General features: G+C 35.9%; 21 protein-coding genes and 1 tRNA gene. 17 read left to right on the top strand and 5 right to left on the bottom strand.

The genetic code is table 11. From position 1 onward, the window contains the following. Position 1: 1 nt before the first annotated feature. The 7 genes from uppS to V4762_RS04810 are packed head-to-tail and all read left to right on the top strand — an operon-like array spanning position 2 to position 8,462. Positions 2-685, top strand: a complete 684-nt coding sequence (gene uppS / locus V4762_RS04780) for a polyprenyl diphosphate synthase (RefSeq protein WP_347314640.1) — start codon at positions 2-4, stop codon at positions 683-685. After that, a complete protein-coding gene (locus V4762_RS04785; RefSeq protein WP_347314641.1) occupies positions 682-1,455 on the top strand; it encodes a phosphatidate cytidylyltransferase in 774 nt (257 codons plus the stop codon). Before uppS ends, V4762_RS04785 begins: the two co-directional genes overlap by 4 nt. Further along, on the top strand, positions 1,452-2,579 hold the full coding sequence (gene dxr / locus V4762_RS04790) for a 1-deoxy-D-xylulose-5-phosphate reductoisomerase (protein WP_347314642.1): 1,128 nt from the start codon (positions 1,452-1,454) through the stop codon (positions 2,577-2,579). The genes V4762_RS04785 and dxr overlap by 4 nt, the downstream gene beginning before the upstream one ends. After that, positions 2,579-3,604: an RIP metalloprotease RseP gene (rseP, locus tag V4762_RS04795; RefSeq protein ID WP_347314643.1), complete on the top strand. Its 1,026-nt coding sequence runs from the start codon at positions 2,579-2,581 to the stop codon at positions 3,602-3,604. Before dxr ends, rseP begins: the two co-directional genes overlap by 1 nt. Beyond that, the gene (gene ispG, locus V4762_RS04800) at positions 3,601-4,653 is read left to right on the top strand and encodes a flavodoxin-dependent (E)-4-hydroxy-3-methylbut-2-enyl-diphosphate synthase (RefSeq protein ID WP_347314644.1); all 1,053 of its coding nucleotides are present in this window, start codon (positions 3,601-3,603) and stop codon (positions 4,651-4,653) included. Before rseP ends, ispG begins: the two co-directional genes overlap by 4 nt. After that, complete coding sequence (locus V4762_RS04805; protein WP_347314645.1) at positions 4,650-6,359, top strand: proline--tRNA ligase; 1,710 nt, start codon at positions 4,650-4,652, stop codon at positions 6,357-6,359. The genes ispG and V4762_RS04805 overlap by 4 nt, the downstream gene beginning before the upstream one ends. Positions 6,360-6,362: 3 nt before the next feature. Next, on the top strand, positions 6,363-8,462 hold the full coding sequence (locus tag V4762_RS04810; RefSeq protein WP_347314646.1) for a transglycosylase domain-containing protein: 2,100 nt from the start codon (positions 6,363-6,365) through the stop codon (positions 8,460-8,462). On the opposite strand, the gene hypB is transcribed toward V4762_RS04810, so the two are convergent. From hypB to argS, 5 genes are read right to left on the bottom strand one after another with little or no spacing between them, the layout of a single operon-like run. Continuing rightward, positions 8,440-9,111, bottom strand: a complete 672-nt coding sequence (hypB, locus tag V4762_RS04815) for a hydrogenase nickel incorporation protein HypB (protein ID WP_347314647.1) — start codon at positions 9,109-9,111, stop codon at positions 8,440-8,442. The two genes, V4762_RS04810 and hypB, sit on opposite strands and share 23 nt — an antisense overlap. A 45-nt stretch (positions 9,112-9,156) precedes the next feature. Next, positions 9,157-9,501 (bottom strand): hydrogenase maturation nickel metallochaperone HypA, encoded by a 345-nt coding sequence (gene hypA, locus V4762_RS04820; RefSeq protein ID WP_347314648.1) that lies wholly within the window; start codon positions 9,499-9,501, stop codon positions 9,157-9,159. Then, positions 9,502-10,599, bottom strand: a complete 1,098-nt coding sequence (locus V4762_RS04825) for a M48 family metallopeptidase (protein ID WP_347314649.1) — start codon at positions 10,597-10,599, stop codon at positions 9,502-9,504. It lies immediately after the preceding gene. Then, positions 10,592-11,407 carry a hypothetical protein gene (locus V4762_RS04830; protein WP_347314650.1) on the bottom strand — a complete coding sequence of 272 codons (816 nt, stop codon included), beginning with the start codon at positions 11,405-11,407 and terminating at the stop codon, positions 10,592-10,594. The genes V4762_RS04825 and V4762_RS04830 overlap by 8 nt, the downstream gene beginning before the upstream one ends. Continuing rightward, positions 11,404-13,029: an arginine--tRNA ligase gene (argS, locus tag V4762_RS04835; protein WP_347314651.1), complete on the bottom strand. Its 1,626-nt coding sequence runs from the start codon at positions 13,027-13,029 to the stop codon at positions 11,404-11,406. Before argS ends, V4762_RS04830 begins: the two co-directional genes overlap by 4 nt. 111 nt (positions 13,030-13,140) lie before the next feature. Between argS and pyrR the strand changes: the two genes are divergently transcribed. The 10 genes from pyrR to ftsH all read left to right on the top strand — a co-directional run bounded on the left by pyrR (position 13,141) and on the right by ftsH (position 25,127). Continuing rightward, positions 13,141-13,665 carry a bifunctional pyr operon transcriptional regulator/uracil phosphoribosyltransferase PyrR gene (gene pyrR / locus V4762_RS04840; RefSeq protein WP_347314652.1) on the top strand — a complete coding sequence of 175 codons (525 nt, stop codon included), beginning with the start codon at positions 13,141-13,143 and terminating at the stop codon, positions 13,663-13,665. Then, entirely contained in the window at positions 13,662-14,624 is a 963-nt protein-coding gene (locus tag V4762_RS04845) for an aspartate carbamoyltransferase catalytic subunit (RefSeq protein ID WP_347314653.1), read from the top strand. Before pyrR ends, V4762_RS04845 begins: the two co-directional genes overlap by 4 nt. After that, complete coding sequence (locus V4762_RS04850; protein ID WP_347314654.1) at positions 14,625-15,929, top strand: dihydroorotase; 1,305 nt, start codon at positions 14,625-14,627, stop codon at positions 15,927-15,929. Positions 15,930-15,982: 53 nt separating this feature from the next. Further along, on the top strand, positions 15,983-17,098 hold the full coding sequence (carA, locus tag V4762_RS04855; RefSeq protein ID WP_347314655.1) for a glutamine-hydrolyzing carbamoyl-phosphate synthase small subunit: 1,116 nt from the start codon (positions 15,983-15,985) through the stop codon (positions 17,096-17,098). A gap of 56 nt (positions 17,099-17,154) precedes the next feature. Next, positions 17,155-20,391 (top strand): carbamoyl-phosphate synthase large subunit, encoded by a 3,237-nt coding sequence (gene carB, locus V4762_RS04860; RefSeq protein ID WP_347314656.1) that lies wholly within the window; start codon positions 17,155-17,157, stop codon positions 20,389-20,391. A 148-nt stretch (positions 20,392-20,539) separates the two neighbouring features. Then, positions 20,540-20,614 (top strand) — tRNA-Met (locus tag V4762_RS04865). A gap of 7 nt (positions 20,615-20,621) precedes the next feature. Continuing rightward, the gene (tilS, locus tag V4762_RS04870; RefSeq protein WP_347314657.1) at positions 20,622-21,935 is read left to right on the top strand and encodes a tRNA lysidine(34) synthetase TilS; all 1,314 of its coding nucleotides are present in this window, start codon (positions 20,622-20,624) and stop codon (positions 21,933-21,935) included. Beyond that, positions 21,916-22,596 carry a DUF554 domain-containing protein gene (locus V4762_RS04875; protein ID WP_347314658.1) on the top strand — a complete coding sequence of 227 codons (681 nt, stop codon included), beginning with the start codon at positions 21,916-21,918 and terminating at the stop codon, positions 22,594-22,596. Before tilS ends, V4762_RS04875 begins: the two co-directional genes overlap by 20 nt. Continuing rightward, positions 22,593-23,123: a hypoxanthine phosphoribosyltransferase gene (gene hpt / locus V4762_RS04880; RefSeq protein WP_347314659.1), complete on the top strand. Its 531-nt coding sequence runs from the start codon at positions 22,593-22,595 to the stop codon at positions 23,121-23,123. Before V4762_RS04875 ends, hpt begins: the two co-directional genes overlap by 4 nt. A 54-nt stretch (positions 23,124-23,177) precedes the next feature. Continuing rightward, positions 23,178-25,127, top strand: coding sequence for an ATP-dependent zinc metalloprotease FtsH (gene ftsH / locus V4762_RS04885; protein WP_347314660.1), 1,950 nt, complete (start codon positions 23,178-23,180; stop codon positions 25,125-25,127). Positions 25,128-25,143: the final 16 nt, after the last annotated feature.

Here is a 25,143-nt window from a genome sequence, read left to right on the forward strand (position 1 = left end):
AATGCAAAAAATAAACCATATTGCCATTATAATGGATGGCAACGCAAGATGGTCTAAGACGAGGTCGATGCCAGTTTTTAATGGCCATCTTGAAGGATTCATGAAATTACAAGAAATGGTTAATTGTTTTATAGATAGAGATATTCCTTATTTAAGCGTTTACGCTTTTTCGACAGAGAATTGGAAGAGACCAAAAGAAGAAATAACTGGAATTTTTAAAATTTTTTATGATGGTATTGAGAAGTACATAAAAGATTGGTCAAAAAGAGGAGTTAAATTAAAATTTTTCTCTCTTAAGGAAAATTTATCAAAGGATGTTTTGAAATTAATTGAAAATTCGGAAAAAATTGAGGTTTCACCTATAAAAGTTAACCTTGGAGTTGCTTTTAATTATGGTTCAAGAAAAGAAATCCTATATGCAGTTAACAACTTAAATGCTGCTCAATCTGAAATCAATGAAGAGAATTTTTCAAGATCATTACTTACTAACTCTTTTCCTGATCCCGATATATTGATAAGAACTGGTGGAGAAAAAAGGATAAGTAACTTTTTTTTATGGCAGATAGCATATACTGAGCTATTTTTTATTGACAAACTTTGGCCAGATTTTTCAGAAAACGATTTAGATGGTATTATTGCAGAATATCATAGCAGACAAAGGAGATTTGGGGGACGTAATTCTTGATTTTTAGGATTATAACGGCTTCGTGGGGCATACCAGTTTTGTTGTTCTTTGTATATGCTGGCAACTATTGGTTTATGTTTTTGTTGTCAGTATTAATATTGTGCTCCACTTATGAGGTTAATCTTATGATGAAGAGCAAGAACTATAATATGCCTTTTGTCACATTCATAACTTCATTTTTAATTTTTTTTGGAAGCATTTTTGGTTTTTTGCCGCTTGCAGTATTTTTATCTACATTGCTTTTTTTTAGTTTTCCGTTGATATTTGTCAACAGATATTCCTTTTTTGATATTAGTTTCTCATTCATAATTTCCTTCTTTATATCTTATTCCCTATCCTTTTTCTATCTTATTAGAAATCTTGATAACGGATTTTTTTGGTCTATATCGCTCTTATCTAGCCTATGGCTTGGCGATTCTATGGCTTATATTGTTGGTAAAAATTTCGGCAAACACAGGCTTTCCAATATTTCACCTAAAAAAACATGGGAAGGTGCACTGGCAAATCTAATCTTTGGCATTATTCCATTTATTGCCCTCTCGTTTTATTTGCAAAAATCTATATTTTTGTTAATTTTTTTAGGTGCTGTTGTAAATGTCGTTTCGCAAATTTCTGATTTAAGCGAATCATTAATCAAGAGAACGTTTGATTGTAAGGACTCTGGCAATCTCTTGCCAGGTCACGGTGGTTTTTTTGATAGATTTGATAGTCTATTTTTTTCTGCTCCCGTTTTATATTTTATGATTTTTTATCTTGTGGGTATTAAATGAAAAAGATAATTTTAATTGGGTCCACTGGTTCAATAGGCACTCAAGCATTAGATGTGGTTAGGAAGCATTCAGATAAATTAAAGATTGTCGGTTTAGCTGCTCGCACGGGATCAGAGAAATTTAAAAGTCAGATCGAAGAATTCAAGCCTGAGAGCGTTAGTTTGTTGTATGAAGCAGAGCTTGATATAGGACCAAAAAATATTTTTTATGGGTTTCAAGGCATTTTGGAGATGATTGAAAAAACTGATGCTGATGTAGTTCTATTAGCTTGGGTTGGTAAGGATTCTCTATATGTTGCTAAAACTGCATTGGATTCTGACAAGGATCTTGCTTTTGCTACCAAAGAGATACTCGTTTATGGTGGGAATTTAATAGTCAATTATGCTAAAAAAATGGGCAAAACAATTTTACCAGTAGATAGCGAACACAACGCAATTTTTCAACTATTAGAAGGTGAGGATATATCCTCTGTAAGCTCGATATACCTAACTGCTTCTGGCGGCCCATTTCACAAGAAACATTTTGTCGAAAATCCATCAGTTGATGAGGTATTGCTTCATCCAACATGGAAAATGGGACCAAAGGTTACAGTGGATTCTGCCAACCTAATGAACAAAGGTTTTGAGGTAATTGAGGCATCTTTTCTTTTTGGTTTAGATGCTGACAGAATTAAAGTTCTTATTAATAGAACAAGCCTGGTGCATTCTTTGATTACATTCCTTGATGGATCTGTCAAGTTTTTATATTATAAACCTGATATGTGCATACCTATTCAGCATGCTCTTTCTTATCCTGAAAGATGGGACCATCAAATAGAAGATTTTAAAGAAGATTTTATTTTAGAGTTCGAGCAACCAGATTATAATAAGTTTCCTTGTCTAGGTATTGCATACGAAGCATTGAAGGGCGGCTCAGTTAAAACCGCGACGCTTGCTGCCTGTGATGAAGTCCTGGTAAACGCATTTTTAAATAAGCAAATCTCATTTCTAAATATTCCAAAGATGTTAGAATTAATCTTATCGGAATCATATTCTGGTGACGTCTCTTCATTTGAAGAAGTTGGTTTAATTTATGACGAGACTGTTAAGAAAACTTTAAATTTATTGGAGGTTTATAAGCTTTAATGGAGAATATTTTAATTTTCATTTTGGTTATATTTGTGGCTACGCTTGTTCACGAAGCGGGACATTTTGTATTTGCAAGGATTTTTGGCGTAGGAGTTTACGAATTTTCTGTTGGTTTTGGTCCACGAATTTTCAAAAGCAAATATAAAGAAACTGATTTAAGCGTTAGAATACTGCCTCTTGGAGGTTTTGTAAGAATTGCTGGCTTAGATGAGGGAGAGGTCCCTCCTGGAACAAAGAGATTTGATCAGATAAGGTCTTTCCAAAAGATTTTAGTAATAGTAGCTGGGCCTGTTATGAACATAATTATGGCTGCAGTTTTGTTTACCCTTGTTTTTACCCAGGGAGTATATGTTCCAGATTTAAGAATTCAATCGGTAAATAGTGATTTTCCGGCTGCAAAAGCTGGAATCCAGGTTGGTGACAGAATTGTTTCAGTGAATGGCATTTCAATAAAAACGCCAAACGATTTAATAAGAATAGTCTCTGAATCTAAAGGCGAAAAATTAGACTTAACCCTTTTAAGAGATGGCAAGGACATTAATATCAGCCTTTATCCAGAATTTGATCAAAAAGACAATAGATATCTTATCGGGATAATGTTCGATCGCACTATGAAAAAGTATTCTGTTGTTGATTCTGTATATATGGGCTTTACTCAAACTTTATCATGGGGAATTGCGCTCGTTGTTAGTATATGGATGTTGATATCGGGACAGGTACCCGTAGGGAGTTTGGCTGGTCCAATAGGCATTGCCAATATGCTTGGTCAGGCTGCTAATGAAGGTCCGACTGCTCTTCTCTTTTTTGTGGGATTTTTGTCTTTAAATCTTGGAATATTAAACTTGTTACCCATCCCTGCACTTGATGGTTCTAGGATACTATTTTTGATTATAGAGATGATTAGAGGAAAACCTATAGATCCTAAGAAGGAAAACTTTATACATGTTGCTGGTTTTGTATTTCTAATCTTATTAATGATATTTGTAAGCTACTTCGATGTGTTGAGACTTTTTAAGAAATGATAAGAAAAGAAGTTTTAGTTAGAGATCTTGTTTTTGGCTCGGGCAAGATATTTGTTCAGACAATGACAAAGACAGATACAAGAAATGTAGGCGCTACTGTGGGTCAAATCAAGCGAATCCAAAAGGCTGGGGCTGACCTGGTAAGGCTTGCAGTACCAGACAATGAAGCTGCTGAATCAATAGCAAAAATTATTAAAAAGGTATCAATACCATTGGTAGCTGATATTCATTTTGATTATAGGCTGGCCTTAAAAACTATCGATGCTGGAATTTCCAAAATTAGAATTAATCCTGGCAATATTGGCTCAAAAAGTAACTTATTAGAGGTGGTTAAGGCTGCAGCTTATAATAAAGTTCCTATCAGAATAGGCGTAAATGAGGGTTCTATCCCTAAGGATCTTGTCAACCTTTTTAATGAAGATCCTGTTAATGCCCTTTTTGAGTCTGTTTCAAGAGAAGTAAGCTTGCTGGAAGAAGCGGGGTTTGGCGATATTGTAATTAGTGCAAAGACATTTTCTGTTAACTTGCTTGTAAAAACTTATGAAAGACTTTATAAGGAGTTTCCATATCCACTGCACTTAGGGGTTACTGAGGCAGGTCCTATGTTTCAAGGAACAGTCAGGTCGAGCGTAGGTTTAGGCATTTTGTTAGACAAGGGAATTGGTGATACCATTAGAGTTTCTCTTAGCTCGAATCCAATTGATGAGATTAGGGTTGGCAAAGAAATACTTAAATCTCTGGACATTGAAGCGGGTCCTGTGATCATATCCTGTCCGACTTGTGGTAGGACAGAGGTAAATTTAAAGAGATTAACAAAAGTTGTTGAGAAAAGGCTCTTAAGCGTTAAAAAGCCTTTAAAAATTGCTATTATGGGCTGTGCAGTGAATGGTCCATCAGAGGCTAAATCTGCTGACTTAGGCATTGCAGGTGCGAAAAATTTTGCATTTTTATTTAAATATGGAAAAATAATTAAAAAAATTGATAACGATAATATGGAAGAAGTTTTTTTAGATGAGCTTGAATCTCTTATTTCTCAGGAGGATTTATGAAACTTTCCAAATTGTTTTTTAGAACTTTAAAAGAAGTACCTGGCGATGCAGAGGCTATCAGCCACATCTTATTGCTGAGGGCTGGATACATAAGGCGTCTTGGCTCAGGGATATACACTTATTTGCCATTGGCTAAGAAGGTTTTATTGAAAATTGAAAATATAGTTAGAGAAGAAATGATTAACATAAACTCTCAAGAATTACTTCTTCCTGCCCTTCAACCCAAGGAGATTTGGGAAATTTCTGGCAGATGGAAAAAATATGGTCCTGAACTTATGAGATTCAAGGATAGACATGATAAAGAATATGCGCTTGGTCCTACTCATGAAGAGGTTATAACTGATTTAATAAACAGAGAAGTTAGTTCTTACAAGCAGCTCCCAATTTCTGTTTTTCAAATACAGACAAAATTCAGGGATGAAATAAGGCCAAGATTTGGTTTGATGAGGTCTAGGGAATTTATTATGAAGGATGCCTATAGCTTTCACAGAAACGAAGAAGATCTTGATGTGACTTACTGGGATATGTTTCACGCTTATGAAAAAATTCTTAATAGAATGGGGCTAAATTTTAAATCTGTAGAGGCAGACTCTGGTGCTATTGGCGGGAGTGTTTCTCACGAATTTATGGTTCTGACTCCTTATGGCGAAGATAAAATACTGTATTGTTCGAGCTGTTCTTATGCTGCCAACCTTGAAAAGGCATCTTCAAGCTATGAACCTTTTGATGTCAGGGATTTTTCAGACTTGGATATCGTATCTACTCCAAATGCAAAAACTGTTGATGAAGTTTCTAAATTTGTGGGTGTGGATCAAAAGTACATTCTAAAATCTCTGATGTATAAAATTGAAGGCGAACCAACAATGATAATATTGGCTGGTGATGATGAGCTAAATGAAGTGAAATTAAAAAATGCCTTTGGTGGGAAAGAAATATCTATGATGACACCTGACGAAATTAAGCAAAAACTCGATTTATCTGTTGGCTCTATAGGGCCAGTTAAAGTAAACAACATAAAGTTAATATGTGATAAGAGGGTTTGTGTAGAAAACGTCTCGTTTTATGCTGGAGCCAATAAAGATGGATACCATTTTAAAAACGTCTATTTTAAAAGAGATTTTTACTCGGATAATATATTTGATTTAAGGGTTTCAAAAGCTGGAGAATTTTGTCCGCGTTGTGGTGCCAAGCTTGTTGAAAGCACTGGCAGCGAGGCTGGTCATGTATTTAAGCTTGGCACAAAATATAGCGAACCTATGAAAGCCTGTTTCAAGGATGAAAATGGCAAGGAAAAACCCTTTGAGATGGGATGCTATGGTATTGGCATTTCTAGGCTTCTATCTATTGTTGTAGAACAGCACCACGATGAATTTGGAATTATATGGCCCGCAACTTTGTGCCCCTATCAGGTTATAGTTATTCCTGCTAATGTAAAAGATGAAAATCAGCTAAATACCGCAGATATGATCTTTCATGAGCTCAGGGACAGGGGGATTAGCGTTTTATTCGATGATCGTGATGATAGAGCAGGTGTAAAGTTTAAAGACGCAGATCTCTTAGGGATACCGATCAAGATAATTATAGGAGGACATTTTTCAAAGTCTGGTCTTATTGAGATAAAGATTAGGCGTGATGGGAGTTCAAATCTTGTACCTCCTGATGAGGCCAGCGTTTATGTGTCTCTTAAATTAAGGCAACTAATATAGACAATGTTAAGTAAAATAAAAAAATTTTTAATTTTTATAGGGATTTTTCTAGCTCTTTTTGTTGTAGGTCTTTTAGCTGGTGTAACAATTTATTCTTTTATTAAAGTTCCAAACGTAGAAAGCCTTGAAAACTATGCTCCACCTGAGGCTACACAGATATTTGATAGAAATGGCAAGTTGATAACTACTCTGTATGATTCTGAGAACAGAGTCGTGGTTCCATTGAAGGATATCCCAAATAATCTTAGAGACGCTGTAATAGCAGTCGAGGACTCAAGGTTTTATTCAGAAGTGGGTTTCGATCCTATTGGCATTATGAGGGCTTTTATCGCAGATATTATGCATAGAAAAGAAATCGAAGGCGGCAGTACTTTGACTCAGCAGCTGGTAAAGAATATTTATCTTACTCCACAGCAAACTTTAATGAGAAAACTGGTAGAATTGGTCATTTCTATTAGGGTAGATCTGACTTTAAGCAAAGATAAAATATTAGAACTCTACCTTAACGAAATCTATTTGGGGCATGGTACCAATGGAGTCCAGGCCGCTTCAAAGTATTACTTTAACAAAGACGTAAAAAATCTTAATTTAGCAGAATCTGCAATGCTTGCAGGATTAATAAGTGCTCCAGAATATTATTCACCTGTAAGAAACTTTAAGTTAGCAAAAGAGCGTCAGAAGATAGTATTAAACAGAATGGTTGACGTAGGGTATATCACTAAGGCTCAGGCAAATGATGCATACAGTCAGCCAATTGATATCGTTCATTCAAATACCAGATGGGGCGGAATAGCTCCTTATTTTGTCGATCATATCTTACAAGAAATGGCTAAAAAATACGGTTATAATGAAGTTTATACTGGTGGCTTAAAAATTTATACTACTCTTGACTACAATATGCAGGAAGAAGCAGATAAGATGGTAAAAGATTATGTGAAAAAATACAGCTATCTTCACGTTTCAGAAGGGGCACTGGTTGCTATCGATCCACAAAACGGAGAGATTAGAGCCTATGTGGGCGGAACAAGCTACGAAAAAAGTCAATTTGATAGAGTAATAATGGCTGAGAGACAGCCAGGATCTTCTTTTAAACCATTCGTATACCTGACCGCCTTGGAACAGGGACTGGGTCCTAATACTACATTATCTGATACTCCCGTTACATATCAAACCCCTGAAGGTCCATGGAGTCCTCAGAATTATGAGAGAACTTTTATGGGTAACATTCCTATGTGGGAGGCTCTAATGCTATCCAGGAATGTTCCAAGTGTGAAATTGCTTGACATGGTTGGGGTAGAGAACGCAATTAAAACGGCAAGAAAGGCTGGGATTAAAAGCCACCTAAACGCAAACCTTGCCCTTGCTCTTGGTGCGAGTGATGTGAACCTTCTTGAAATGACTTCTGCCTATGGCGTTTTCGCAAATAGAGGAATAAGGGTGGAACCAATATTTATTACCAAGGTTGTAGATAGAAACGGTAAAGTTTTAGAAGAAAATAAACCTATACCACAGAGGGTTTTTGAGGAAAAATATATTTCGGTGCTTGACGGTATGCTTACTAACGTAATTTTACACGGTACTGGAATGGCTGCTAATATTGGTAGGCCTGCTGCAGGAAAAACTGGCACTACTGACGACTTTAGGAATGCATGGTTTATGGGATTTACTCCAAATATGGTTTGTGGCGTTTGGGTAGGAAATGACGATAATTCGCCAATGAACGGTGTAGTTGGTGGATTTATCCCTGCTGAAATTTGGGCTGGATTTATGAAGTATGCTCTTACAGGGACACCCGTTGCATATTTTCCAAAGAGTTCTGAGTCTATCGGATCTTCTAGTGGCAATGAGGTAAGTGTTTGGATTTGCAGCGGTTCTGATAAATTGGCTACAGACAAGTGCCCAAATCCTATTTTAAAATCATTCCCGAAGGACAATGTACCTACAGAATATGACAGTAGATACCCTGGAACTCCTTATGTTCCGACTGAGGAGAAAAGAAAAGAAAATACTGTCGGGAAAACAAAAAATTCAAATGAAAACAGTCAACCAACAACCATCCCTAAACATGAAGGAAACTCTATTATCGTTCTCCCCCAAAGATAGCAAGGTGTTTTTGGATTAACCATTCAATAAATTCCATATATGAAGATTTGTCTTTTTTTGACATAAGGAAGATTGGCGCCTTTTTATTCAACTTCCTAATTTCTGAAATGAAGATGTCCTCGGTTAGATCGAGAAAAGGTAATAGATCTACTTTGGTTAAAAGCACGCAGGAAGACTCTTTAAACAGGAGTGGATATTTTTCTGGCTTGTCTTCTCCCTCTGTTACGCTTAATATTGCTATTTTTTCGTGTTCTCCCAGGTAAAATTCTGCCGGACATACGAGGTTTCCGACGTTTTCGATAAACAATATCTTCTCATTCACGATATCTAGCTGTTCGAATGCCTTCCTTATCATTTTGGATTCGAGATGACAGATGCCATGAGTATTAATTTGGACACATTTTATTTCTTTTTTGCTAATCCTTTCTGCATCTCTTGTAGTAGCAATGTCACCTTCGATAACTAAACAAGGAAAACCTTGTTCGTTTAATATAGGAGCAATATTTTCAAGTAAAGTAGTTTTCCCGGAACCAGGAGAGCTAATGAGGTTGATCGTCAAGAGCCCCTTTGACTCAAAAATATTTTTATTTGTCTCCCCCTCTTTTATATTTTTTGATAAAATTGGAATATTAATATCTTTTATATCCATTATTTGTCTCCCTTCTTTTCTATCTTGAATAATTTTTGAATAAATTTATTCTGCAATAATTTTATTTATAAGCATTTCCCTACCTGATTCAATTATTGTTTCAAACGAATGACAATATGGACATTCCATACTGACCATTCTATCGCTTTCTGATATTTTATCGCAATTTAGACAGTGTAATTTAAGGTTAACCTTATTTATCTTTAAGGTTGCATCTTCGAGCATTGTTTCGTTTTTCATAACATCGAATGCTCCTGATAGGAGATCAGTTTCTATCATTGCTCCTGCGCCAACAGTTATCTCTACTTCGAGAACCTTGTGAGCATTGTTTTGTTTTGCCTGTTCAGTGGTTATGTCGATTATTTCCTGTACAATACTTGCTTCATGCATTTAATTAAATGCCTCCCACAAAGAATTTTTCCATACTATTTTTTTTAATTCAGAACATAGGGTTGTTAAGATTTTTCTGTTTTCTTCTGTATCTTTTGCAGAAATAACCTTTATATTCTTAACGTAAATTATAACACTATCCCCTTCACCAACAACGTTTATATCATAAATGCTAGGTTCTTCATCAAATGCAAGGTTTAGGTTTTTTATTACCGATGTCAAATCTATAAAAGGATTTGGAAATATATTTGGATAGTCTTGAAGATTGAACCACAAATCTTTTTCAATATAGACATTTGGCCCAATATTTGTAACCTTGAAATAATCGGCTGCAATTCTTCTGTTAATTACAACGCCATAACTTTTTAAAGCAGCGATAATATAGTGAATTCTTTCTTCTGTTTCTGGATGATTTTGGTAGATTCCCCAGTTTATATCCTGGTAGCTTCTCTCTCTTGCATTTAGCCTCTCCATAGTAGTTAACAGTCCTACTGGATTGTAGCCACATGCCATAGCACACCTGATGGCAAATTCATCTGCCTGTTTTTCAAGTCCTATAGAATATTGATTCATCATTGCCATTGACAATAGACTTGCAGACTCGCTAGCAGCGGCGTTTCCCCTTGATGCTATTATTACCGCAAGTGCTACGAGGGTATATTTCTTTTGAAGCTCCATTTGTTTTCGGTGATGATCTAAAACGACGTGGCCGGTCTCATGCGATAGTATACAAGCTAATTCGTCATCAGTCCTGACAAAATTTAACATTCCGGTAGTTACAAAAATAAAACCTCCCGGCAGGGCAAAGGCATTAACGTCATCGCTATGGTAAGCCTTTATGGTTAACTTTAGGTTTTTAACGCCTGAAAATTCTCTGGCATATACTTGCAGTCTACTGGCAATTTTGTCTAGTCTTTCTTGAACTGCTGGGTTTTTGACGATTTTATAATAAGATTCAATGTCCTTTGCAATTTTTTGACCTTCTTTATATTCTTTATCATAATTGATTATGGTCTGTGCGTTTGAAGGGTTGTGTAAATTTATTAATAGGAAACTAACTACAAGGAGTAGAAGGGATATAATTTTTTTTTTAGACATCTTCCTTGCCGTCAGTATCCTGTTTTTTTTCTGGTTTTAATAAAGCACCGCAATAGCAGCAAAAATTATCATCTTCATCAAAGAGTGTTTTGTGACAAAATGGACATTTTGCCTCAGGCTTTCTGGGGAATTTTTTAATAGCTAATACGATTGTAAAGAATGATACAAAGATTAGCAATAAACCAACTACTGCAAGCAAAATAGGCATAAAATCAGAAAAACTTTTAATTTTTATGGGACTATTAACTTTTTCTTTAGTTGTATTTTGTTCCTCAGGCGTAGTTTTTTTTGCAACATTGTCTTTTTCTAAAACGATATTTTTGACGTAAAGTGGTTGGCTGCCCTTATTTATCAAAAGTTTGTATGTGCCATCCATTTCAGTTTTGACAGGTATTACTATATTAGTTTCATCTACAACTTCATTTACTGGCCTTCTTTGACCATTTTCATTTACCACAGAATATCTTCTTGCGAAGAATACTATATCAGTCGAATATAAGGTCCTTCCATCAGGTGAATAGAAGTCTAATCCGTAAATCAATTTTGGACCCGTTACAGGCGGCTTATTCCCAAGTTTCAGCCAAGATTCTAATACAGGCCCATAATCTGGCGTGTTTTGAAGTATTTCTTTTATCAGGGCGCTGTCTGCTTTTACGTGAACGGTTAGCGAATCAATAGAGCTATAATTGCCATCTACCTTCTCATTTCCAGAAATAGTAAGATTGACCTGAAGCTGATCGGCTGCGTTTGCGTAATTGGTAAACAAACAAGAAAAAAATATAAGCGCTAATAAAATTTTAAATTTCACATTTTCTCCAGAGGAATAATGCGTAAATAGGAAAGGCCCTTCGATAGGACTTCATGAACTTTGGTTATCAGAAAAAGCCTGGACCATTGGACAGTCTTTTCATCGTTAATAATTCTGCTCTTTTGGTAATAAATATGAAATAGTCTTGAGAGGTCTAACATGTAAGTGACCAAGTAGTATGGTTCATAATCTCGCACTGCCTTTTCTCTGAAAAAATCAAAGTTATCAATCTTTTTAATAATTTCAAGTTCGTCTGCGCCCTCAATATACTTTGAGTACTCTTCTATGTCATCTGGTATCTGCTCTGCAATATTTCTTTTTATGCTTGATATCCTTGCACATGCATACTGTATATAGTAGAGTGGATTGTCCATTGTAACTTCTTTTGCCTTTTCTATATGAAAGTCTATTGTACTGTTTAAAGATCGGGAGGCTAAATAAAATCTTAGTACATCTGGCCCTACATCATCAAGAAGGTCCTTGAGGGTTATCATATTTCCAGTTCTTTTTGACATTCTTATAAGGTTCTTGTTCCTGTAAAGGTTAACTAATTGACCTAAAAGGATAATAAGCCTTTCTTCAGGTAATCCCAGTGCTTTCAAGGCACTTTTGAGCCTTGCAATATAACCGTGGTGGTCGGTTCCCCATATATTTATGTAAATATCAAAATTTCTCTTAAATTTTTCATAATGATATGCTATGTCTGCTGCAAAATATGTGGGCAATCCATTCTCTCTTATTAAGACCCTATCTTCATTGTCTAAATAATCAGAAGTCTTAAGCCAAAGCGCTCCATCTTTTCTATATGTTTGATTTTTTGAAATTAAGATATCAACTATTTTATTTATTTTATCTTCTTCGTGCAATTTGCTTTCAAAAAAAAATGAGTCAAAGTTGACTCCAAAATTATTAAGTGTTTCTTTTTGTTCGTTTAGCGCGATATTTAAGGCCTCTTCTTTTATGAGATCGAAATGTAGGTTTTGTTCTTCTTTAATAAGAATAGGATGTTTGTTCAAGATTTTGTTTGCGATATCTATAACATACTCTCCTTGATATCCGCCTTCTGGAAAAACAAAATCTTGTTTTAGCAACTCTTTCATTCTGGCTATGATTGATTGGGTAAATAACTCCATTTGATTTCCATAGTTGTTCACGTAAAACTCTGTTTGGACATTAAACCCATAGTCCTTTAATAGCCTGTTTAAAGAATCTCCAAAAGCAGCCCATCTGCCGTGTCCTATATGAAGAGGTCCCGTAGGATTGGCAGAGACATATTCAATTAATATTTTTGGCGATTCTCTATTGCTTAAAAATGGTTTAATAGAAAAATCTCTTAAAATATTTTGTAAGGTAAAATCTTTTAGACTGATATTTATGAAACCTGGATTTACAACCTGGATTGAGAAAATATCGTTACTAAATCTTTCAGCTATTTTATTCGCAATTTTTATTGGAGACTCTTTGAGATATTTTGCTAATTTCATTGCACTTAAAATAGTGTAGTCGCCATATTGGGGGTTGGATATTTGGATCTCAATGAATGAGTTAGGATCCTGGATGTCTGGGTATAGGCTGCTAATATGTTTTAGCGTTTCTTCCTTTAAATGATTGTAAAAAGACAAATAAAACCTCCTTAAAAGTTAGTATCTCATTAATCAATTATACAATAAGAGTAAACAGTTCACAGTTCTTAAAATTTGTAGTAACATATTTATAGTTAATAGGGAGGTATTATGCTCAAAGCAAAGATTTTAAATGAGCAGGAAATTAATAAGATACTTCATCGTTTGATGTATGAGATTTATGAGAATCACAAAGATTTTGATGAGCTTTTGTTAGTAGGCTTGTGGACAAGGGGAGTTTTTTTAAGTAGGCGTATTGCTGAAATTTTTTTAAATGAAAAGGGGATAAGGTTAGATACTTCAGAATTGGATGTTACTCCATACAGGGATGATTTATATACTAAAGAAAAAATTGCTTTAAAAACAACAAATTTAATTTCTACTCAAGAACGTTCGATTATAATAGTTGATGATGTGCTTTTTACGGGGAGAACCATCAGGGGAGCGATAGAAGCTATCTTTGATTTTGGCAGACCAAAGAAAATAGAATTATTGATATTAATTGATAGAGGTCACAGAGAGCTGCCGATTAATGCAAATTATTTAGGTAGATTTGTGCCAACTTCTTCAAAAGAAGACGTTAATGTGAGACTTAAAGAGATTGATAATGTGGATGAGGTGATTATTTTAGAGTGATTTCTCACTTACTGAGCACGAAGAATTTAGAATTAAACGAAGCTTTGGAAATATTTGATAATGCAAGAAAATTTTTGGAGGTTTTAGATAGGCCTACAAAAAAGGTACCAATTCTTAAAGGCAAACTTATTTTAACTGTTTTTTTTGAGCCCAGCACGAGGACGAGAACATCTTTTGAAATTGCTGGCAAAACTCTTGGCGCAGATGTTGTGAACCTTTCTATCTCTCAAAGCTCAACCAAAAAAGGTGAAACCATCAAGGATACCTGTTTGACGCTCAATGCTATGAAGCCAGATTGCATTGTTATAAGACATTCTGTTTCTAAAATTCCTGATTATATTACGAATTTTACTTCAGCAAAAATAGTTAACGCTGGAGATGGTTCCAATGAGCATCCTTCACAGGCATTACTTGATGCATTTACTTTACTACAACATTTTGGAGATCTTTCTGGCAAGAAAATTTTAATTTTGGGAGACGTTTTAAATAGCAGAGTTGCAAGATCAAACATATGGCTTTTGAAAAAATTTGGTGCTAAGGTATCACTTTGCGGTCCCTCCACACTTGTTAGGGAAGAATTTGAAAAAGAATGGGATGTGGATGTGTATTGGGATTTAGATGAGGCTATTAACGACGCTGATGCAATTATAGTCCTTAGAATTCAGCTTGAAAGGGCTGCGAGTGCATGGATTCCCAGCACAAGGGAATATTCAATCTTTTATGGCTTAAATACCAAAAGACTTGTGAACAATAATAAGGTTTTAATTATGCACCCTGGACCTATGAATAGAGGCCTTGAGATTTCATCTGAAGTTGCAGATAGCGATAATGCCCTTATTAGGAAGCAGGTAACAAATGGTTTGGCAATAAGAATGTCTATCTTTTACCACTTATTGGGACACAAAGTTGACAATATCGGTGAGCATTTAGATAAGAATACCGAGCAGCGAGGTTATTAAATGGATAAAATATTGTTTAAAAATATTTTAGTATATTTTTCAGATCTAAGTTCAAAAAGGATTAATTTTTATCTTGATTCATCTGGCAATGTAAATTTTTTAGATTCATTTGATATGTCTGATTATAAAGAAGTTGTAGATGGCGAAGATTTCGTCGTGATGCCTCTCTTGACTGATGTGCACACTCATATGAGAGTTCCCGGTCAAGAAGAGAAGGAAGATATTACCTCTGGCTCAAGAGCTGCAGCAAGGGGAGGAATTGGCCAGATATTTACAATGCCAAACACAAAACCTGTTGTGGATAACGCATATCTTGTTGATTACTTAGTGAGCAACATTGATAAAAATTCAAGTATGAAAATTTATCCTGTGGGAGCTGTTTCAAAGAACCAAGCAGGCGAGGAGCTCTCTCCCCTTTTGGAGATGAAAAGGAGCGGTGCAATAGCTTTTTCTGATGACGGAAGGCCAATTACGACAAATATTCTAAGAAAAGCGTTAATTTACACTAAGACTTTCGATGGGGTAATTATAGATCATCCTGAAGATGCTGTTTTGAGCGATGGAGGATTGATTCATGAAGGTAGGCTTTCTAGGGCTTATGGGATTAAATCAATTCCATACACATCAGAAGAGGTCTGTGTGGCAAGAGATGTCGCTTTGGCAAGAGAGACAAGGTCTAGATTGCACCTTGCTCATCTGTCTACAAGGCACTCCTTAAAATATATTGAGATTGCTAAAGAAGAGGATTTAAATGTTACTTCTGAAGTTACTGTGAACCACCTGATATTTAATTGTGAAAATATTTCTATTTTCGATACCAAGTTTAAAGTAAATCCTCCTTTTAGAGAAGAAGAGGATATGTATGAACTTTTCAATGCTTTAAAAAATGGAATTATTGATATAATTTGTACCGACCATGCTCCGCATACGCTGGAGGAGAAAGAGCTCGACTATAGTCAAGCCCCATTTGGCACTCCTGGCTTGGAGACTGTTTTTGCTGCTTTGTATACACATTTTGTTATGAGCAATAAATGCGGTTTAGAAGACATAATAAAATGGATGGTAGTAAACCCATCTAAAGTATTTTCTATTCCAGTTTTGGAATTACAAAATAATTCTAAAGCTAATTTTTTTATTTTTAAAAAGAATGAAGAATTTTTGGTGGAACCTGAAATGTTTTTTTCAAAGTGTAAGCTCTCTTTATTTTTAGATAAAAAACTATTTGGTTTTCCCCTTGCTACTTTTTACAATGGGAAAGTGATTTATAAAGATAATAACTTTTTACAGACTGTTAAAGAAATATAAAAGTTAAATTTTTATTCTTGAGTTAACATTAAAGGAAAGGACGTGTTTTTCATTTGAACTTTAAAAAAGCTATGCTTTTATTGGAAGATAAAAGTTTATTTATTGGACGATCTTTTGGCGCAGAAGGGGAAGTCTTAGGAGAAGTAGTTTTTAATACCAGCATGAGCGGATATCAAGAAATTCTGACCGATCCATCATATTGTGGGCAGATTGTAACCATGACTTATCCTTTAATAGGGAACTATGGAGTAAACAGCGAAGACGTTGAAAGCTTCAAGCCCTTTGTCAAAGGCTTTATAGTTAGAGACTACAAGGACAGAACGTCTAATTGGAGGGCACAAGAAACCCTTGGCTCATATCTTAGTAAGAATAATATTGTGGGTATAGATAACATCGATACAAGGTTTCTTACAAGGAAGCTAAGGACTAGAGGGGCCTTAAATGGAATCATATCCACAGTCGATCTCGATCCTGAATCTCTATATGAGAAAATTAAGCGTTTGCCATCTATGGAGGGCCTCGATCTTGTCAAAGACGTCACGCCTAAGGAAAAATATACGTGGACTGATAAGGATATCTGGGTTAATGAAAGATTTAAGCCAGAGGGAGAATTTAATGTCGCAGTTGTCGATTACGGTGTAAAGTGGAATATTCTTAGGATACTAACTGCTTTGGGTTGCAAATTAACAATATTTTCAGCTTATAGCAGCGCAGAGGAAATTATGTCTATAAAGCCAGACGGCGTGTTTCTTTCTAATGGTCCTGGCGATCCTGCTGCAGTAGAATATGCAATCAAGCCTTTAAAAGATCTTTTTGGTAAGGTTCCGATTTTTGGAATCTGTTTAGGCCATCAGTTAATGGGTATTGCTTCAGGCGCTAAGACTTTCAAGTTGAAATTTGGCCACCATGGAGCCAACCATCCTGTAAAGAGGCTTGAGACTGGTGATGTTGAGATTACTTCTCAAAACCACGGATTTGCTATTGATCCAGAATCGATTGATAAATCCAATTGGGAAGTTACTCATATAAACTTAAATGACAAAACAGTTGAAGGCATAATGCACAAAAAATTGCCAATTTTTTCTGTCCAATATCATCCAGAGGCGAGTCCTGGACCTCACGATTCTGGCTATTTATTTAAAAAATTTTGTGAATTGATGAAGAAATAAGTAAGTGAAAATTTAATACTTAATAAAAATATTATAAATTAAGGACGTGATAAGACTTGCCTAAGAGAACAGATATAAAAAAGATTCTTATAATAGGTTCTGGACCTATAGTGATAGGTCAAGCATGCGAGTTTGACTATTCTGGTACTCAGGCTATAAAAGCTTTAAGGCAGGAAGGATATGAAGTAGTTCTAGTAAACTCAAATCCTGCTACAATTATGACCGATCCAGAAATGGCCGATCACACTTATATTGAACCCATAACCCCACAAATTGTAACCAAGGTTATACAAAAAGAAAAGCCAGATGCAATATTGCCTACCTTGGGGGGACAGACTGCCCTCAATGTTGCGGTAAACCTGGCAGAAGCAGGAATATTAGAAAAATATAATGTCGAGATGCTGGGCGTGAATGTTGGCGCAATTAAGAAGGGCGAAGATAGACTTTTATTCAGAGAAACTATGAAAGAAATTGGTGTGGATCTGCCTAAAAGCGGAGTGGCACACAGTATAAACGAAGCAGAAAAAATTGCTTTTGAACTCGGTTTTCCATTGATAATAAGGCCATCTTTTACGTTGGGCGGAACAGGTGGGGGCATTGCTTATAACTTTGACGATCTAATGGCTCACGTAGCTAATGGATTGGATCTTAGTATGATTCATCAGGTTCTGATTGAAGAGTCTGTCCTTAATTGGAAAGAGTTTGAATTAGAGGTAATGAGGGACAAAAAGGACAATGTAGTTATAATATGTTCTATTGAAAACCTGGATCCTATGGGCGTTCATACAGGGGACAGCATTACCGTAGCCCCAATCCAAACCTTAACCGATAAAGAGTATCAAATCCTAAGAGATATGTCTATCAAGATCATTAGAAAAATTGGTGTGGATACGGGCGGATCAAACATTCAGTTTGCGATGAACCCAAACGACGGTCGCATTGTAATTATTGAGATGAATCCACGTGTTTCAAGGAGCTCTGCGCTTGCATCAAAGGCTACAGGATTCCCAATTGCAAAAATTGCTGCCCTTCTTGCTGTGGGGTACAGCCTTGATGAAATTACAAATGACATTACAAAGAAGACTCCAGCATCTTTTGAGCCAACATTAGACTATGTGGTAGTAAAGATACCCAGATGGGATTTCGAAAAATTTCATGGAACCTCAAGGGTATTGGATACCCAGATGAAGTCTGTGGGCGAGGCTATGGCAATTGGAAGAAATTTCAAAGAAGCTTTTCAAAAGGCTATCCGATCCCTTGAAAACGGCAGAAAAGGATTCGGATTCGACGGCAAGGATGCTGACCTTGCAAAATTGACAAAGGATGAACTTATAGAAGAAATTAGAACCCCTAAAGACAATAGGATTTTTATAATTCACAGGCTATTGGAAATGGGTTTAGGTGTTGACGAGCTAAATAAACTAACTGGAATAGATAAGTGGTTTTTAAAAGAACTTGAAGAAATTGTCTTAACAGGAAAAGAATTTATGAATAAGGATCTATACTCTGTTGAAAAAGATAGCCTGGCTAATTTAAAAAGAGATGGTTTTTCAGATTTTCAGATAGCTTTTCTAACAGGATCAAACGAACAAGAGGTTTCAAAATATAGAAAAGATCTCGAAATTGTTCCAGTATATAAGACGGTTGATACATGTTCTGCTGAGTTTGAATCCTTTACTCCATATCATTATTCTACTTATGATCAGGAGAACGAACTGGTTCCTTTTGAGGACAAAGAGTCTGTAGTTATTTTAGGGGCTGGCCCAAATAGAATTGGACAGGGTATCGAATTTGATTATTGTTGTGTTCATGCAGTTGGCTCTTCCAAAGATTTGGGCAAGGCTGCAATAATGGTAAACTGTAACCCCGAAACTGTTTCTACTGATTATGATACCTCCGATCAGCTTTTATTTGAGCCTTTAACGTTTGAAGACGTTATGAATATTATTGAAAGAATAAAACCCTTAGGGACATTAATACAGTTTGGCGGTCAGACACCCTTGAAGCTTGCTAAATCATTTGAGAAACTTGGTGTTCCAATTCTTGGGACATCTCCAGAGGCTATTGATATGGCAGAAGATAGGGAGCGATTTGATGCCTTTTTAGAGAGCTTAAAAATATTTAGACCTGCTGCAGGCATTGCAAAGTCGTCAGGTGAGGCGCTAAAAGTTGCAAGGGGTCTTGGCTATCCAGTATTGGTCAGACCGTCATATGTTTTGGGCGGCAGGGCTATGGAGATTGTTTATGATGATAATGATTTACTCGAGTATATCAAAAAAGCAGTTGAGGTTTCTGAAGCTAAGCCCGTTTTAATTGACAGATTTTTGGAAGATGCAATAGAAATAGATGTCGATGCGCTCTGTGATGGAGAAGAGGTATTTATAGGCGGAATAATGGAACATATTGAAGAGGCAGGCATTCATTCAGGAGATTCTGCTTGCGTGCTGCCATCATTTAGCTTGACTAAGGAAGAGGTATCTGAACTATCTAGGATTACAAGAGAGATTGCTTTAAAGTTGGGGGTAAGAGGTTTAATAAACATTCAGTTTGCCATCAGAGATAGAATTTATGTATTAGAGGTAAACCCAAGGGCATCAAGGACAGTCCCGTTTGTAAGCAAGACTATAGGTATCCCGCTGGCTAAGCTGGCAACAAAAATATCGCTCGGGAAAAAGATAAAAGACTTTAATATCAAAGAAAGATTAGATCTCCCATATATTGCGGTAAAAGAAGCTGTATTGCCATTTGGAAGATTTTCAGGAGTTGACACTATCTTGGGACCAGAGATGAAGTCTACTGGTGAAGTGATGGGAATTGATTTTGAATTCGGAAAGGCTTATGCAAAAGCTCAACTTGCTGCTGGTGAAGAGCTGCCTCTTAGGGGGAATGTTTTTGTGAGCGTTTCAAACAAGCATAAGAGAAACATCGTATTTATAGTAAAAAGCCTTGTAAATATGGGCTTCAACATATATGCTACACAGGGAACTGCTAAGGTTCTAAAATTTAACGGGATAAAGGTTAATGAAGTAAAAAAAGCAAGCGAAGACGGTCATACAATTCTTGATATGGTTAAGGATAACGAAATCCAGCTCATAATAAATACACCATCTGGTAAGGGTGCAAGAAAAGATGACTATAAGATAAGAAGGATGGCTCTCTTGCATCATGTGCCGACCATTACAACCATTGCTGGAGCTGCTGCAACAGTGAACGCCATTGAGGCTCTGAAGAGTTCTGAAATAGAGGTAAGGTCTATACAGGATTTCTATAAAATTTTGAATAAACAGCTTTAAGTTAAAGAGGATTAAAAGTAAGATTTATTGTTTCTTAGATTTAAAATTTGAGGTGTCAGTTGAAAAATATTTTATTTTGGCAAAATTCTTTTTAATATTTTTCTTGACTTTATTCGAATATTTCATTACAATAATTCTGCTTTTATGTGGCGGCGTAGCTCAGAGGCAGAGCAAGCGGTTCATACCCGCTGTGTCAGTGGTTCAAATCCACTCGCCGCTACCATTCTTTTATGTCTATTAATTCTGAAATAAAAGACCTTGTGTTTCACGTTGACGAAATAATTAAAAAGAGTAGCGTTGATCTTCTTAATCCCTGTATTGCCATATCAGGCGGAGCAGATTCAGTCTTGTTGGCGTTTGTGTTATCAGAATTAAAAATTAAAAGAAACTTTATATTGCTGCATTTCGATCATGGTTGGAGAAAAGAGGATCTCGTTTTTGAAAGAGATTTGATTGCTAATTATGCTGAAAGGTACAGCTTCAGAGTTATTTTCGGATCTTCAAAGGCTCCCGAAAAAAAAGATGAAGACGAGGCAAGAAAAAATAGGTTCAAGTTTTTTGCTAATACAATGAGTAAAATAGATTCAAATGTTTTATTCACGGGTCACAATCTAAATGATAGGTTTGAAACTTTTTTGTGGAATATTTGCCGCGGAACAGGGCTAAGTGGAATGCTTTCTCCCAAAGAGGTAAGAAAGAATAAAAATTTTGCTATTTTTAGTCCTCTAATTCACGTTAGAAGAGAAAAGATTAGAGTTTTTTGTGAACATTTGGGACTGCATTATATATCTGATCCTTACAATGAAGATACTAATTATAAAAGAGTCTTTATCAGGAAAGAAGTATCGCCGAGAATAGAAAACATTTGGCAAAATTCTTTGGATCATTTTGACACGTTTATTAAATTGGCAGAAGATGAAAACGCTTATCTTGATAGGGTTACTGATGAAATTTATGCCGATGTTGTAATTAAATTGCCCTGGGCCAATATCATATATATTAAAGAGTTATTTAACTTTGACGTTGCTTTAATAAGAAGAGTTATTATAAAATTTTTAAATTCATTAAATGTTCCCTATGGCTTTAAAGAAATTGAATTACTTTATAAATATTTGGCAAATAACTCACATATCTCTCTTTCTTCATTTAAAGATAATGGTATCTATAGAAACGAAAATATTTTCTCTATATATGATTTACATTTTTCAAAAGGGTATTCTGATGACAAGATTCCAGATGATTTGGGAATCACAATTTCAAAGCCATTAGAAACTAAAATTGATTTGCAGATTAGGTTTTTTAGGAGTTCTGATTATCTCGTTTTGAACGGCAAGAAAGTATATCTTTATAGCTTTTTTAATAATAGAAATCAATATTTCTATAAATTTATGCCAATGGTTTTCTATAAAAATATTCTTAGGTGGTCACCGTTTGTTTATTTTGATGAAAACTTTTTTAAGTCTTATAATATTGAAATTGTTTATGATAAGTTTTTAGAGAAGTTGAAATTAACATGGAGGCGCAATGACAGGAACTATAATTAATGCTTGTTCTGTAATAGTTGGAAGCACTATGGGCTTATTTATGGGCTCTCGTTTAGCCGAAAGACATAAGAATATTGTAATTAACGCCATTGCTTTGGTTACACTTCTTATAGGTTTGAAACTTTCTCTTGAGGTCAAGAGCATCTTCTGGGTTCTTCTCTCTATGATCTTGGGGGGATTGGTAGGAGAATTTATAGCGCTTGACGCATTGATTGAGAGGCTGAATAGCCATTTAAACAACAAGCTAAATAAAGGTGATGTTGTAAATGCTTTTATGAGCGCGAGCTTATTGTTTTGCATTGGCCCAATGAGTATTCTGGGATCTTTTCAAGATGGGCTAAAAGGTGATTACTCAATTTTATTGCTAAAATCTGCACTTGATGGAGTATCTTCAATATTCCTTGCTTCTTCTTTGGGTATTGGAGTTTTTTTCTCATTTATTACCATACTTGTTTATCAGGGATCCTTAACCTTTTTTGCAAGCTCATTTTCATCTTTGTTTAGCAATCAATTTATTGCGGATAATTTTTATGCAACTGGCGGAGTTATGCTGATTGGCATTGGCTTCAATTTATTGGGTTTAACGAAGATTAAGACGATAAATTATGTTTTTGCTTTAATTTTTGTAATTATTTTTTCAAAATTTGGAGGAATATTGTGAAAGAACACGAACTTAGGATATTAATTAACAGGGATGAGATTGGAAAGACAATTGATGCTTTGGCTAAAAAAATTGACGCTGATTATTCTGGCAAAAAAATTTTGTTAGTTGGAGTCTTAAAAGGAGCGGCATTCTTTCTTGTGGATTTGGCAAGGGCAATATCCTTGCCTTTGGAAATAGATTTTGTAGAAGTGTCAAGCTATGGGAATGAGACCGAGAGTTCTGGCGAGATCAAGCTGATCAAAGATATTAAAAGGGATCTGTCTGATTATCATGTTCTAATAGTAGAAGACATATTGGATTCTGGACTCACCTTGCAATACCTAAGCAACTTTTTTAAGATGAAGAATCCATTAAGCGTTAAATCTATTGTGTTGTTTTATAAAAATAAATCTGATAATAAAAAGAGATCGTCTGTTGATTATGTCGGATTAAACATTCCTGATGACTTTGTAGTAGGCTATGGTTTGGATTATGCTGAAAAATATCGTAACTTGAAAGACCTCTATATAGTTTCTTTTGTTTGACACTTACATATAAAAAAAGATACAATGTTTAATCAATATTTTTAAAAAGGGGATATGTATTTGAAAATAACTAAGAGTGTTACGTTTTACCTCATAATTTTGCTAATAGTCGTTGTCTTAACTGTTGTCTTAAGTAGCGGCAAAAAGGTTGCAAATCAGGAGCTGTCCTATACTGAGTTTATGGATAGGGTCAATCAAGAAGAGGTTAGAAAGGTAAACATTTCATCTTCTCAAAATATCATCAATGGTAAGCTGAAAGATGGTACCTCTTTTACTGTATATTATCCTCAAAACGATCCATCTTTAATTAAAACTTTGACTGACAAAAAAGTTGATATTAGAGTCGAACCGCCAAGTGACAGCGGTTGGTGGGTTTCCATACTTACACAGCTATTTCCCATATTGATATTGATTGGCTTTTGGCTGTTTATGCTAAGGCAAGCGCAGGGCGGCGCAAGTCAAGCTATGTCGTTTGGAAAATCACGAGCGAAACTTTTCCATCAAGAGAAAACTAAAACTACATTTAAAGACGTTGCTGGTGCCGACGAAGCTAAACAAGAACTAGAAGAGATAATAGACTTTCTCAAAAATCCTGCTCCCTTTAGAGCTATGGGTGCGAAAATACCGCGAGGTGTTCTATTGGTCGGACCTCCTGGTTGCGGCAAAACCCTCTTAGCGAGAGCTGTAGCAGGTGAAGCTAAGGTTCCATTTTTTAGCATATCGGGATCTGATTTTGTTGAGATGTTTGTAGGGGTTGGCGCATCTCGTGTGAGAGACCTCTTTGAACAGGCGAAAAACCAATCACCTTGTATAATCTTTATTGATGAAATTGATGCTGTGGGCAGACAACGAGGAGCGGGTCTTGGCGGTGGACACGATGAGCGTGAACAGACGTTAAACCAACTGCTTGTAGAGATGGATGGTTTCGAGGTTGACGAGACTATTATCGTAATGGCAGCTACGAATAGACCTGATGTATTGGATCCGGCACTTCTCAGACCTGGCAGGTTTGATAGACATGTTACAGTGGATAGGCCAGATCTCCTTGGGAGAAAGCAGATTTTGGATGTGCATATGGCTGGAAAGCCTATGGAGGCAGAAGTAAATGTGGAAGTTATTGCAAAGAGAACTCCTGGATTTGCTGGTGCTGATTTAGCCAATTTAGTTAACGAGGCTGCCTTGCTGGCGGCGAGAAAGGGTAAGAAGACCATTTCTATGGCTGAATTTGAGGATGCAATTGACAGAATTGTGGCTGGTATAGAAAAAAGAAGTAGGGTTATATCTGAAAAAGATAAGAAAATTATTGCTTTCCACGAGGCAGGGCATGCTTTGGTGGCTCATAATTTGCCTGGGACCGACCCAATTCACAAGATTTCTATTATCCCTAGGGGTATGGCGCTGGGCTATACGTTGCAACTACCAGGTGAAGACAGATACCTGGTTAGCAAGACTGAACTAATTAATAACATCTGCGTCCTACTTGGCGGCAGAGCTGCTGAAGAGTTAGTTTTTAAGGAAGTGACCACAGGAGCTCAAAATGACCTTCAGAGAGCTACAGAGCTCGCAAGAAAGATGATTATGGAATATGGAATGAGCGAGCATCTTGGCCCAAGAACGTGGGGAAAGAAAAGCGAAAATGTGTTTATGGGCAGAGATCTTTTTGAGACCAAAAACTATAGTGAGAATATGGCAAATGAAATTGATTTAGAGGTTCAAAGAATGGTAGAGAGCTGCTATGAAAATTCTAAAAATATACTCTTAAAGGTTTTTGATACCTTAAACAACATTTCTGCAAAACTTATTGAGAATGAAACTCTTCAAGGCGATAGCCTGATGCAATATTTAAATGGCAACTTTGAGGTTTCAAAAGCTGTTGAAGAGTCCAAAACAGATGATGAATCTAAAACTATCGAAACGCCTCAATCTGTTGAGGAATCTAAAACTATTGAAGAGCCAAGTATCGATAATGCTATCTCTAAGAACGACAATATTGAAGGAACTTGATATGTGTAAATTAAAA

The sequence above is a fragment of the Thermodesulfobium sp. 4217-1 genome (assembly GCF_039822205.1).
Classification (GTDB): domain Bacteria; phylum Thermodesulfobiota; class Thermodesulfobiia; order Thermodesulfobiales; family Thermodesulfobiaceae; genus Thermodesulfobium.

What these genes read in the sequence shown, in the direction of transcription:
- V4762_RS04875 (WP_347314658.1), top strand. Translation starts at nt 21,916, where the DNA reads ATGACAGGAACTATAATTAATGCTTGTTCTGTAATAGTTGGAAGCACT.
- V4762_RS04825 (WP_347314649.1), bottom strand. Translation starts at nt 10,599, where the DNA reads ATGTCTAAAAAAAAAATTATATCCCTTCTACTCCTTGTAGTTAGTTTC.
- uppS (WP_347314640.1), top strand. Translation starts at nt 2, where the DNA reads ATGCAAAAAATAAACCATATTGCCATTATAATGGATGGCAACGCAAGA.
- dxr (WP_347314642.1), top strand. Translation starts at nt 1,452, where the DNA reads ATGAAAAAGATAATTTTAATTGGGTCCACTGGTTCAATAGGCACTCAA.
- ispG (WP_347314644.1), top strand. Translation starts at nt 3,601, where the DNA reads ATGATAAGAAAAGAAGTTTTAGTTAGAGATCTTGTTTTTGGCTCGGGC.
- V4762_RS04810 (WP_347314646.1), top strand. Translation starts at nt 6,363, where the DNA reads ATGTTAAGTAAAATAAAAAAATTTTTAATTTTTATAGGGATTTTTCTA.
- V4762_RS04805 (WP_347314645.1), top strand. Translation starts at nt 4,650, where the DNA reads ATGAAACTTTCCAAATTGTTTTTTAGAACTTTAAAAGAAGTACCTGGC.
- pyrR (WP_347314652.1), top strand. Translation starts at nt 13,141, where the DNA reads ATGCTCAAAGCAAAGATTTTAAATGAGCAGGAAATTAATAAGATACTT.
- V4762_RS04850 (WP_347314654.1), top strand. Translation starts at nt 14,625, where the DNA reads ATGGATAAAATATTGTTTAAAAATATTTTAGTATATTTTTCAGATCTA.
- ftsH (WP_347314660.1), top strand. Translation starts at nt 23,178, where the DNA reads ATGTATTTGAAAATAACTAAGAGTGTTACGTTTTACCTCATAATTTTG.
- rseP (WP_347314643.1), top strand. Translation starts at nt 2,579, where the DNA reads ATGGAGAATATTTTAATTTTCATTTTGGTTATATTTGTGGCTACGCTT.
- tilS (WP_347314657.1), top strand. Translation starts at nt 20,622, where the DNA reads ATGTCTATTAATTCTGAAATAAAAGACCTTGTGTTTCACGTTGACGAA.
- hypA (WP_347314648.1), bottom strand. Translation starts at nt 9,501, where the DNA reads ATGCATGAAGCAAGTATTGTACAGGAAATAATCGACATAACCACTGAA.
- hypB (WP_347314647.1), bottom strand. Translation starts at nt 9,111, where the DNA reads ATGGATATAAAAGATATTAATATTCCAATTTTATCAAAAAATATAAAA.